Origin of the sequence: Bartonella elizabethae F9251 = ATCC 49927 (assembly GCF_000518165.1) — a bacterium.
Taxonomy (GTDB): Bacteria; Pseudomonadota; Alphaproteobacteria; order Rhizobiales; family Rhizobiaceae; genus Bartonella; species Bartonella elizabethae.
The window spans coordinates 178,704-190,946 of the sequence record NZ_JADB01000003.1 but is presented as its reverse complement, the minus strand read 5'-3'; the positions used below and the strand labels follow the sequence as shown (position 1 = coordinate 190,946).

The following is a 12,243-nucleotide window of genomic DNA, read 5'->3' as shown; positions in this document are numbered from 1 at the left end:
ACTTTTTATGACAGCTTTTGTCAACGACAAAAATCAATTGGATATGCGTCGTCGCCGATTGATTTTTCGCGCATGGCATCGCGGTATTCGTGAAATGGATCTCATTTTTGGACATTATGTTAATGCTCATATCACTGGAATGAATGATAAAACACTCTCTGAACTTGAGTATATTATGTCTTTTGATGATCGCGACTTACTCACATGGATTACCGGAGAAATTTCACCCCCCTCTGAAATTAATAGTCCTCTTTTTCGTGATATTGCCAATTATCGTACTTATTTAACTTATTGATTTAAATGCCTATATTTAAAAAAAATATCATCCCCCCCAATAGTCCTGCTCATATGATTTTTGATGGCATTACTGATGGATTTGAAGCCTTTGCCCTTGCGAAATTAAGTTCAGAAATTGCACAGGGTAAACCACTCATCTATGTTGTCCGAGACGGAACAAAAATTGCGCACTTACAACAAGTTTTAAATTTTATTGAACCCAATTTACCCGTCCTTCAATTTCCTGCATGGGATTGTTTGCCTTATGATCGCGTGTCACCAGGAATTGCTATTATGGCACGTCGACTATCAGCATTGGCACACCTAGCCAATTTGCGTCAAAATCCACATCCTGCAATTATTCTAACAACAGCAAATGCAATTATGCAAAAGTTGCCTCCTCGTGAAATGATAGAAGCTCAGCTTATTCATGCACATGTTGGCCAGTGCCATAACATGGGGCATTTCATTCAGTTCCTAGAAACCAATGGTTTTGAACGCGTTACGGTTGTTCGTGATGTTGGTGAGTTTGCTGTAAGAGGAGGAATACTAGATATCTTTTCTCCTATGGATACTCAGCCTTTACGTCTTGATTTTTTTGGAGATACCCTAGAAAGCATCCGTGTATTTGATCCAGAAAGTCAAAGAACAATACGCCAAAAAACTGAACTTTTATTACAGGCAATGAGCGAAGTTGTTTTGACAGATGAATGCATCAGCCGTTTTAAAAGCAATTATACCCGTACATTTGGTGTATCACAAAAAAATAATATGCTTTATGAAGCAATTGCTCAAGGTCGGCGTTTTGCTGGCATGGAGCATTGGCTCCCATTTTTTTATGAGAGCCTTGATACTTTTTTTGATCATTGTGGCAATTTACCGCTTGTTTTTGAACATCTCATAGAAGAAGTTTTCGTTGAGCGTTATCGCCTTATTGAAGACTATTATAACGCGCGTAAAGAACGCGAAAATGATAAAGAAAATACAACGTCTTATCATCCGATAGATCCTAGTCTTCTCTATTTAACGCCAGAGCGTGTTTTAGGGTGTGTGCAACAATCTTCACAGCGTATTGATTTTTCGCCTTTTAATATTCCACAAAGTTTGGAAGAAACAGTTATTCACACACAAGTAAAACAGGGATATGATTTTGTAAAAGAGCGTAATGCGCAAGAAAAGAATGTTTTTTCAAGTGTTATTGATCACATCGCATCTTTACGTGCTTCTGGCAAAAAAGTACTTTTAGCGTGTTGGAGTGAAGGATCTCTCAATCGTTTGCTACAAGTTCTTGATGAGCATGGATTGAAAAAAATAGACGTTGTAAAATCCTTGCAAACAGTCAAAGCAACACCACGAGATCGTATATTAGCAGCTGTTATCATGATAGAACATGGTTTTGAGGTTGAAGATCTAGCTATTATAGCAGAGCAAGATATCTTAGGTGATCGCTTTATTAGATCACCAAAGCGTCGTAAGAATAATACAAATTTTATTTCTGAGATTTCTGCTTTAAATTCTGGTGATCTTGTTGTGCATATTGATCATGGTATTGGCCAATTTGTTGGTCTAAAAACCATCACCACGACTGGAATTTTACGAGATTGTCTTGAAATTAAATATGCTGGAGGTGATTTACTCTTTTTACCTGTTGAAAATATTGAGCTTCTCTCACGTTATGGTTCAGAAGGAACAGAGGTAACTTTAGACAAATTAGGGGGTGTTGCTTGGCAAGCACGTAAAGCTCGGCTTAAAAAACATTTATTGGAAATGGCAGGGCAATTAATTCGTATAGCTGCGGAGCGTGCGACCCGTGCTGCGCCTGCTTTACTTCCACCAGTTGGTCCATTTGATGAGTTTGTTGCTGGTTTTCCTTATGAAGAAACAGAAGATCAAATGAACGCCATTGATGCCGTTTTAGATGATTTAGCCTCAGGAAAGCCGATGGATCGTTTGATATGCGGTGATGTTGGCTTTGGAAAAACAGAAGTGGCTATTCGAAGTGCTTTTGTTGCAGCATTAAATGGATATCAGGTCGCTGTTGTTGTACCGACAACTTTACTTTCACGTCAACATTACAAGACATTTATTTCGCGTTTTCAAGGATTACCGGTTAAAATTGGTCATGTATCAAGGCTTGTGAAAGGGAAAGAACTCACACAAGTCAAAAAAGGGATTTCAGATGGTACGATTGATATTGCCATTGGAACCCATGCATTATTAAGTGGTGCAGTTAACTTTTTACGGTTAGGTCTTCTTATCATTGATGAGGAGCAACATTTTGGGGTGAAACACAAAGAGCGTTTAAAACAGCTTAAAAGTGATATTCATGTTCTTACACTTTCAGCAACGCCCATACCGCGAACTTTAGGATTGGCATTATCGGGGGTCCGTGAACTTTCATTAATTACCACTCCACCCATTGATAGAATGGCGGTTCGTACTTTTATTTCACCATTTGATGCACTTGTTATACGCGAAACATTGCTTCGAGAATACTACCGTGGTGGACAAAGTTTTTATGTCTGTCCTCGTATTTCTGATCTGGCTTTTGTAGAAGAATACCTTAAAATGCATGTTCCAGAGCTCAAGTTCGTTATAGCACATGGACAAATGCCGGCTGGACAGCTTGATGATATTATGAATGCATTTTACGATGGGCAATATGATGTTTTACTATCGACAACCATTATTGAATCCGGTCTTGATATTCCAACAGCCAATACATTAATTGTGCATCGCGCTGAGATGTTTGGTCTTTCTGCACTCTACCAGTTACGAGGAAGGGTAGGGCGCTCAAAACAACGTGCTTATGCACTTTTTACTTTTCCATCTGGTAAAGTTTTAACACCTGCGGCTGATCGTCGTCTTAAAGTGTTACAATCTCTTGATACATTGGGGGCTGGATTTCAATTGGCAAGTCACGATATGGATATTCGTGGTTCAGGAAATTTTTTAGGTGAAGAACAATCAGGACATATCAAAGAAGTTGGATTTGAACTCTATCAAAAAATGCTCGAAGAAGCTGTTGCTGAATTAAAAGATGGAGAACTAAGTGAGGATAAGCAATGGTCACCTCAAATTTCACTTGCTACAACCGTGATGATACCAGAAAGTTTTGTGCCTGATTTATCATTACGTATGGGGCTTTATCGACGCTTGACGGAACTTGAGAATTTAGAACAAATTGATGAGTTTGCAGCCGAGTTAATCGATCGTTTTGGTCCTTTACCCCTTGAAGTTCAACACATTCTTAAAGTTTTTCATATCAAAATATTGTGTCGAAAAGCTCATGTAGAAAAATTGGATGCTGGACCAAAGGGGATTGTCATACAGTTTCGCAATAACTATTTTTCCAATAGTGTTGCTCTTGTTCAGTGGGTGGGAAAACAAGGTTCAATGGCAAAAATTCGTCCAGATCAAAGTATTGCTCTTATTCGGGATTGGGCTACAGTTGATGAAAGACTTATTGGAGCAGCAACGATTATGACTGAGTTGGTAGAAATGGCAGAAAAAAATTCTGTTTAAAGCAATTCCTCTACTTTTCAGAATTATTCTATAAAAACAACAAATTATTAATTTTTTATAAGAAAAAAATCCTTACAATTTTTCAAAAGCTGCAGATTAGGAATATATTTAGTTTATCAAGTGTCCTTATGATTTAACTCTATCCTTTTCAGTTATACTACGGACATATAAAACACAAATTTTATCTAATATTTTGGAGCTTCATGCACTGCAATATTTGTTTCTAAAACCTTATAGGCTAACATGGAGAATAATAAGTGTAAAAAATTGAAATTTATAAGATTTTTAGAAGTGCATAGGAGTTTATTTTAATTGATATTGCAATATTGATTCGTTTGTGTAATCTTAGCATAATTGCATAGAGGTGTTTTATGGATAGATTGCATCAAATACCCGTGTGATAAAGAGGGGAAAGCTATATGGGTATATAAAAGTTTACATAGATCGTCGTAGTTTTTCTCTAAATTTGACTTTTTTTTTTATATTGAAGTAAAAGTAATGAAATTAAGTTTTATTTCATTATTGTTTAATAAAATTTAAATTGGAACTTTTTACTTAATATTTTTTTTAAATTACTTAAAAGCGCGTTGAAAGGATTAACTTAATCATGTCGCATAAAAATTTTTATTCTGCTGTTTCAGTATTAGTTGGAGCAGCTGCCCTTTTTCTTGTAGCTAGTATTTCTGCAAATGCGCAGACTTTATCGCAAGGTTGGTACAAAGTTTGCAGTAAGCAGCATGATGTTGATATTTGTAATACAATGAATACTGTATTATCAAATACGGGACAACCTTTAACGGCTTTTAATCTTGTTGAAATAAAAGGGAAGCAAAATGAAAAACGTATAGGTATTCAAGTGCCTACAGGTCGTTTTTTGCCAGAAGGTGTTCACATTCAAATAGGTGATGGCTTCTCTAAAAAAATTCCTTATATCATTTGTAATGGACCAAGTTGTATTGCCAATGATGTTTTAGATGATAAGCTTATTGCAGCTATGAAAAGTGGTACAAAAATGGTTGTAACCACAGTTAATTTCCGTGGTTCAGCTAATCCTATTGAATTTTCTCTTAATGGATTTACAGCGGCGTATACCGGTCCTGGTATGGAAGAAAAAGATTTCCAACAAGAGCAAATAAAGCTGCAGCAAGCTATTCAATCAAATCAAAAAGAAATTGAAGAGCGTATGCGGGCTGAGCAAGAGAAAGCAAAACAAAAATAATACACACAGGCCATAAAATTGGTTTAAACTTTTTCTATGATTGTTTATTGAGACCGCCACAAAAAATTGTGGCGGTTTCTTTTTATTGTTAATTTTTTGAAAGAGTTCTACGTTTCCACCAACCAATACGCGCAGTTTTAGGAGAATCATGAGATGTTGATGAAATAACAACAGGTTGGTTGATTGTTTCTTCAATTGGGGAAGGAGAAGTTTCGACAGTTCTCTCCACCTTCATATCAGTTTCTTTCTCTAATGTTTTTTCTATTTCTTTAGAGGATGAATTTTTACGTGTTCTACGTGTTGATTTCTTAGTGTTTTCAGGGGGGGTATCCTCACCTTCATGAACAGATTGTGCTGCTTTTTTTGCTCTAATTTTACGTACCGAACTGCTTTTAGGCTTTTCTTCAAGAGATTTTTGTTCTGCGATATTTTGATCATTCTCTAGAGAGAGAGTATTTTCTACCGCCTTTGAAGAACGTGTTTTACGTTTTTTAAGTTTAACACTTGTATCATCAACTTTTTTAGCTTCATCTTGCTGTTGTACATCAAGAGCTTGCGTATCATTTTTTATTTCTTCAGGTTTAGAAGATTGAGTAGATGGAACACGACGTTTGCGGTGTGCTGCTTTAATTTCTGCTAAAGCCTGCTGAGCAAAATCTCCTACTGGTTCTGCGTAAGGGATGCGAATCTGATGAAGATTATTATCTTGATTGCGTCGACCACCACGACGTCCTCGACGGCGCCCTCGACGGTAAGAAGAATCATCACTCAATGTCTCTTCTTTCTTATGAATGTCAGAGAGAGAATGATCAGTAATTTCATCGTGGCGATTTTTGCGTCGACGTTTTTGTTTTGTTTCAATGGGAGGAGAATTGTCAATAGATTCACTTTTTATGAAAATAGAATCTTCAATTTCTTGCTTATTGTCATCTTCCAATGGAGATTGAGAAATACTTTCTGCTATTGTGCCTTTAGAAATAACAAGATGTTGCGTTCCAATACTATCATCTGCTTCAATACTAATATTAAGTTTAAAGCGTGTTTCTAAATTAACAAGAATATTGCGTTTATGATTTAACACATAAAGCGCTGTTGCTACGGGTGTGCGCACAATAATATTATGTTGCGAATTATGAAGAAGATATTCTTCAATGGAGCGCATGACATGTAAAGCAATTGATGATTCAGAACGTATACTTCCTGTTCCTGCGCAATGGGGGCAAGGTTGTGTTGTACTTTCTAAAACTGATATGCGAATACGTTGACGGCTCATTTCTAAAAGGCCGAAATGTGAAATATGGCCAACTTGAATACGAGCACGATCATTTTTTAAACAGTCTTTTAATTTTTTTTCGACTAATCGCACATTGCGTTCTTCAAGCATGTCAATAAAATCAATCACGATTAAACCAGCAAGGTCACGTAAGCGTAATTGACGCGCTACTTCTTCTGCAGCTTCAAGGTTTGTTTGTAAAGCTGTCTTTTCAACAGAGAATTCTCTCGTAGAACGTCCAGAATTGACGTCAATAGCAACAAGTGCTTCTGTTTGATTAATAACAAGATATCCCCCAGATTTTAAAGAAACCTGTGGTTGCAACATTTTATCAAGTTGAATTTCAATATTATTTCTTGCAAAAATAGGTGTAGGATCGCGATAAGGTTGCACAACTTTTGCGTGACTTGGCATAAGCATACGCATAAAGTCTTTCGCTTCACGATATCCTTGGTCTCCAGAGACAAGAATTTCACTAATGTTCTTATTGTAAAGATCTCGTATAGAACGCTTTATGAGATTACTTTCTTCATGAACTAGGCATGGTGCCGTTGACTCGAGTGTCAAAGTGCGAATCGTATCCCATAACCGCATAAGATATTCATAATCGCGCTTAATTTCAGCTTTTGTTCTATTAGCGCCAGCAGTTCGTAAGATAACGCCCATCCCCTTTGGAACGGCTAATTCTTTTACGATTTCTTTAAGACGCTTACGGTCTTGTATATTCGTAATTTTTCGTGAAATACCACCACCGCGTGCTGTGTTGGGCATGAGAACAGAATAACGACCTGCTAGAGAGAGATATGTTGTAAGGGCGGCACCTTTATTTCCACGTTCTTCCTTGATGACTTGCACCAACAAAATTTGACGACGTTTAATTACTTCTTGAATTTTATACTGGCGCCCTTGTTTTCTTTGATATGTTGGGAGCTCTTCACGGATGTCTTCAGCACCGACCATTTCGATCTCATCATAAGAAACATCGGCATTTAATATTTCTTCTGTATGATCAATAGTTACAGCTTCGGAGGTATTATCATTTTCAACATCGGCTGCTATAGCATTGTTTTTCGCATTTTTCTTTGTTCTTCTAGAGCGTTTTTTATTTTTAGTTGTTTCTTCCGTAAAAACATCTGTTGGATTTTCTCCTACAGCTGCCTTTTCTTCTTCTTCAAGAAGAGCAAGGCGATCAGCAATAGGAATTTGATAATAATCAGGATGAATTTCAGAAAATGTTAAAAAACCATGTCGGTTTCCACCATATTCAACAAACGCTGCTTGGAGAGATGGTTCTACACGCGTAATACGTGCAAGATAAATATTCCCCTTGAGCTGTTTTTTATGTTCTGATTCAAAATCAAGTTCTTCAATTTTGTTGCCGTGAACAACAACAACACGTGTTTCCTCCGGATGAGAGGCATCTATAAGCATTTTGTTTGACATAAGTTAATATCCTGAAGGCGACATGCCCAATTTTATTCAAACGAACGATGTAATCATTCGTAGATGTAAAGAGCTGTCTGCCATAAAAGGGAGGTACCAGAAAAACAGGACGGAACACCACGTGTAGATGCATAACTGCATTTACACCATTTCTCATCATTATCTCCATCTGTTTTTTATGACTCATATTTCTTAAAAGTCTCTGGTAAAATAATCTTTAAAACAGTTCGGATATCCGAACCAACGAATCTTAAATAATGCAATCCTAATTTTATAACATAGAAATTTTTCATCCATAACAAAGTCTCAACGCATAATATGCAACAACCCCTTTAAAGATAACTTACTATGAGTTACAGATAATTAGATCGATTATCAGCTAGGAAGCACCAATATTCTTTTATGTTGATATCATACGTTTGGCAAGTAACAATGTAAATCATGTATCATGATAATATTTTTGTGATCTTAATTTCATTTTTGGGTGTTTATAATGGAGAAGTTTAGCGTTTATTGAAAAATAGACAATAAATTTAGTGTATTGTGTTTATATGACCAAGATAAATTATTACAAATGTCGTTGTAGAATACTTTACTTATGATAAGAGGGCTTATGATAAGATTTTTTTTTATCCAAAAGCTGAAAACAGTTTATTGGGATGTTATTGCGCAATTCATATGCTTTTTATTATTTTTTTTGCTATGTCAAACCAGTGCTCAAGCCGCAGATCCTTTAAGACTTATCAATTTTAGAACCATTGGTGATAGTGCTCATACCCGTATAATTGCGCTTTTCAATTCAAAACCAAATATTCGTTTGCAGATTTTGGATAGGCCTGCACGTTTGGTTATCAATTTACCTACAATTGACTTTTCAATGCAAAATATGCCTTTAAAGAAACAAAATGCATTGTCCGTTATGCTCTCAGATGTACGTTATGCTTTCTCTGACATACAAACTTCACGCATTATTTTGACAAGCAAAACAGCTTTTGTTGTTGAAAAAAGTATCGTAAAAAAATTAGACAGTGGTTTATGGCAGTTGCTGGTTGATATTCGTAAAAGTACACAAGAAAAATTTGATAAGATATTAAAGAGCCAGCAAAGGAGAAATTTTGATACCAAACCACCGTTGATTCCGGCGCAAAATTTTCGTGTTGTTCTTGATCCTGGTCATGGTGGTATTGATGGTGGTGCGCGAGGGGTCACTGGAATTTTAGAAAAAGATGTAACTTTAGATTTTGCACGTGCATTGCGCGATGAATTACAAAAAGACCCTCATATTAGCGTTGCTTTAACGCGTGATTCTAATATTTTTTTAAGATTAAGCGAAAGAGTTAAAAAAGCGCAAGAATTTGATGCTGATCTTTTTATATCTATTCACGCAGATACAATAGATGTCCATTCTCTTCGCGGTGCTACGGTGTATACCATATCAGATAAAGCTTCTGATGCCATTGCAAAATCTTTAGCTGAAAGTGAAAATAAAGTTGATTTGCTTGATGGTTTGCCTGCAGATGAAACGCTTGAAGTTACAGATATCTTGATGGATCTTACACGGCGTGAAACGCATACATTTTCGGTTAATTTTGCAAATAGTGTTATTTCAAGTTTATCGAAGAATCATATCAACTTAATCAATAATCCTCATCGCTATGCTAATTTTCAAGTTTTAAGAGCTTCAGATATCCCTTCTGTCTTGATAGAGATCGGGTATCTATCCAATAAAGAGGATGAAAAGTTATTAAACGATCCTCATTGGAGGAAACAAATGGCTCTCTCAATTGCTCATTCTATTCGTCAATTCGCTGAATATAGACAGAAAATGGTACAGCCTCTTTAAATTTGTAAGAAAATAGAGTAATTAATATGGGATTTTAGTTTACCCTAGTATAAATATAAAAATAGAAAACAAATTTTCTTTTTCTCAATCTTGTGGTGATATCCACGTGGTGTGATTGAAATAACATATTTTTTCTTTGAGCAATTCTTAAGAAAGCGATAGCCGTTTTTATGATGATTTTTTTTAAATATCTTCTTCGTTTTTTTGTTGCCACTGGACTTTGTGGCGCAATAACATGGGGTGTTATGACCAGTGGTCAAGCAAACGCACTTCCTGATTATGAAGTCCTTTCACTTTATGAGCCACCGGTAATGACCCGTGTTCATGCTTCTGATGGCCGTCTTATGGCAGAGTTTGCAACAAAACACCGCCTCTATTTACCGATACAATCAATCCCAAAGCTTGTTAAAGATGCTTTTATTTCGGCTGAAGACAAAAACTTTTATCATCATTTTGGTTTAGATCCCGAAGGACTTTCTCGCGCTTTGATCAATAATATTCGTAATATTGGTTCTGGAAGGCGTCCAGAAGGGGCATCAACCATAACGCAACAAGTCGCTAAAAACTTTCTTTTAAGTTCAGAAACAACGTTAGAGCGTAAATTTAAGGAAGCTATTTTAGCAATGCGTATTGAGAAAACTTACTCAAAAGATCATATTCTCGAACTTTACCTCAATGAAATTTATTTGGGGCGTGGTACTTATGGTATAGCTGCTGCCTCTTTGACCTATTTTAATAAATCCGTCAATGATCTGACGTTAGAACAATGTGCTTATTTGGCGGCTCTTCCAAAAGGACCAGCAAATTATGATCCATTTAAGAATACACAGCGTGCTATTGATCGGCGCAATTGGGTTATAGACCGGATGGTTGCAAATGGGTATGTAACCCGTGAACAAGGTGAAAAAGCAAAAGCTAAGCCTTTGGGAGCGACAATACGCGGGAGCGATAGCTATGTTTTTGCGGCTGATTACTTTACTGAAGAAGTACGTCGCCGTTTAATGCATCGCTATGGGGCTAAAACACTTTATGAAGGTGGGCTGTCTATTCGTACAACGCTTGATCCGCATTTACAAATGATTGCTCGGCGGGCTTTGCAAAACGGATTAATTAAATTTGATCATGCACACGGATGGCGTGGAGCTTATGCGCATATTGATAAGAAAGATGATGATTGGGGGGCTGAGCTTGCAAATATCACAGGGTTAAGTGATGTTCCTGAATGGCGTTTAGCAGTTGTTCTTTCTGCAAATCCCAATAAAATAGAGATTGGTTTACAGCCACAGCGTGAAGCTTCAGGTATGCTCTCAAAAAAACGAGAAATTGCTGTTTTATCTGAAGCTGATTCAAAATGGGCACTTCATATTGTGAAAGAAAATGGTTATCGAAGAACTGTTCAGAGCTTGTCTCATGTTTTGCAAGTTGGGGATGTCATTTTTGTTGAAAAACTCCCCAATATAAACAACACTTATCGTTTACAACAAATCCCTAAGGTTGAAGGTGCGATTGTTGCTATGGAACCGCACACAGGGCGCGTTCTTGCAATGGTGGGAGGTTTTTCTTTTGCTGCGTCTGAATTTAATCGTGCAACACAAGCTTATCGTCAGGCTGGTTCTGCATTTAAGCCCATTGTGTACTCAGCGGCACTTGATAATGGGTATACACCAGCATCAGTTATTTTAGATGGTCCCATCGAAGTTCGCCAATATAATGGTGAGGTTTGGCAACCTAAAAATTATGGTGGTACTTTTGCAGGTCCTTCAACACTGCGTTATGGTATTGAGCATTCTCGCAATCTTATGACAGTACGGCTTGCCAATGATATGGGAATGTCTCTTGTCGCTGAATATGCAGAGCGTTTTGGCGTGGTCGATAAATTGCAACCCTATCTCCCTATGGCCCTAGGAGCGGCTGAAACAACAGTTTTAAGAATGGTTACAGCTTATTCTGTCATAGCTAATGGAGGACGCTCTATTAAACCTTCTCTGATAGACCGAATTCAAGATCGTTATGGGAAGACAATTTATCGTCATGATGATCGTATTTGCGAAAATTGTAATGCGAATTCATGGAATAATCAAAGTGAACCGACTTTAATTGATGAAAGAGATCAAGTTCTTGACCCTATGACAGCTTATCAGATTACATCGATGATGGAAGGGGTTGTTCAGCGTGGTACTGCAGCACGTTTACGTTATCTCAATAGACATATTGCCGCTAAAACAGGAACCACCAATGATTCTAAAGATGTCTGGTTTATGGGATTTACCCCTGACCTCGTCGTTGGAGTTTTTGTTGGTTATGATCAACCAGCATCGTTGGGATACAACGGGACGGGAAGTTCATTGGCCGCCCCTATTTTTGGTGAATTTATGGAAGATGCTCTTAAAGGAAAGCCGGATGTTCCCTTTAAGATGCCGAAGGGTATGATTTTAATGCCAATTAATCGGAAAACCGGAATGCTTGCGGAAAGAGGAGAGCAAGATGTCATTATAGAAGCATTTAAACCAGGAACTGGTCCTGCTGATATATATCAAGTCATTGGGGGTACGAATTCTTTTCAAGAAGGTGTTCCAGCAATAACCACTTCTCCACAAGTCAATAAAGCCCTTGAAAGTGGGACTGGTGGGTTGTATTAATCGGCCAAATCTCCTTTGCCATGAG

At 37.2% G+C, this 12,243-nt stretch carries 6 protein-coding genes; 5 read left to right on the top strand and 1 reads right to left on the bottom strand.

Annotated elements, in window-relative coordinates; all coding sequences use genetic code 11:
• The first annotated feature begins 7 nt into the window (after positions 1-7).
• The 3 genes from T429_RS0104645 to T429_RS0104635 all read left to right on the top strand — a co-directional run bounded on the left by T429_RS0104645 (position 8) and on the right by T429_RS0104635 (position 5,020).
• Positions 8-295 carry an FAD assembly factor SdhE gene (locus tag T429_RS0104645; protein WP_005773579.1) on the top strand — a complete coding sequence of 96 codons (288 nt, stop codon included), beginning with the start codon at positions 8-10 and terminating at the stop codon, positions 293-295.
• 5 nt (positions 296-300) lie between these two features.
• Complete coding sequence (gene mfd, locus T429_RS0104640) at positions 301-3,801, top strand: transcription-repair coupling factor (RefSeq protein WP_005773578.1); 3,501 nt, start codon at positions 301-303, stop codon at positions 3,799-3,801.
• A 607-nt stretch (positions 3,802-4,408) separates the two neighbouring features.
• The gene (locus T429_RS0104635; protein WP_005773576.1) at positions 4,409-5,020 is read left to right on the top strand and encodes an invasion associated locus B family protein; all 612 of its coding nucleotides are present in this window, start codon (positions 4,409-4,411) and stop codon (positions 5,018-5,020) included.
• Between the two features lie 88 nt (positions 5,021-5,108).
• Here the strand turns inward: T429_RS0104635 and T429_RS0104630 are convergent, their stop codons facing one another.
• Positions 5,109-7,736 carry an Rne/Rng family ribonuclease gene (locus tag T429_RS0104630; RefSeq protein WP_005773575.1) on the bottom strand — a complete coding sequence of 876 codons (2,628 nt, stop codon included), beginning with the start codon at positions 7,734-7,736 and terminating at the stop codon, positions 5,109-5,111.
• Positions 7,737-8,349: 613 nt separating this feature from the next.
• Here T429_RS0104630 and T429_RS0104625 point away from each other — a divergent pair.
• Together T429_RS0104625 and T429_RS0104620 are read left to right on the top strand one after the other, a co-directional pair.
• On the top strand, positions 8,350-9,579 hold the full coding sequence (locus T429_RS0104625) for an N-acetylmuramoyl-L-alanine amidase (RefSeq protein ID WP_005773574.1): 1,230 nt from the start codon (positions 8,350-8,352) through the stop codon (positions 9,577-9,579).
• A 170-nt stretch (positions 9,580-9,749) separates the two neighbouring features.
• Positions 9,750-12,218 (top strand): penicillin-binding protein 1A, encoded by a 2,469-nt coding sequence (locus T429_RS0104620; protein WP_005773573.1) that lies wholly within the window; start codon positions 9,750-9,752, stop codon positions 12,216-12,218.
• The last annotated feature ends 25 nt before the right edge of the window (positions 12,219-12,243 follow it).

Coding starts and splice junctions, on each gene's coding strand:
- T429_RS0104630 (WP_005773575.1), bottom strand. CDS start 7,736: ATGTCAAACAAAATGCTTATAGATGCCTCTCATCCGGAGGAAACACGT.
- T429_RS0104645 (WP_005773579.1), top strand. CDS start 8: ATGACAGCTTTTGTCAACGACAAAAATCAATTGGATATGCGTCGTCGC.
- T429_RS0104620 (WP_005773573.1), top strand. CDS start 9,750: ATGATGATTTTTTTTAAATATCTTCTTCGTTTTTTTGTTGCCACTGGA.
- mfd (WP_005773578.1), top strand. CDS start 301: ATGCCTATATTTAAAAAAAATATCATCCCCCCCAATAGTCCTGCTCAT.
- T429_RS0104625 (WP_005773574.1), top strand. CDS start 8,350: ATGATAAGATTTTTTTTTATCCAAAAGCTGAAAACAGTTTATTGGGAT.
- T429_RS0104635 (WP_005773576.1), top strand. CDS start 4,409: ATGTCGCATAAAAATTTTTATTCTGCTGTTTCAGTATTAGTTGGAGCA.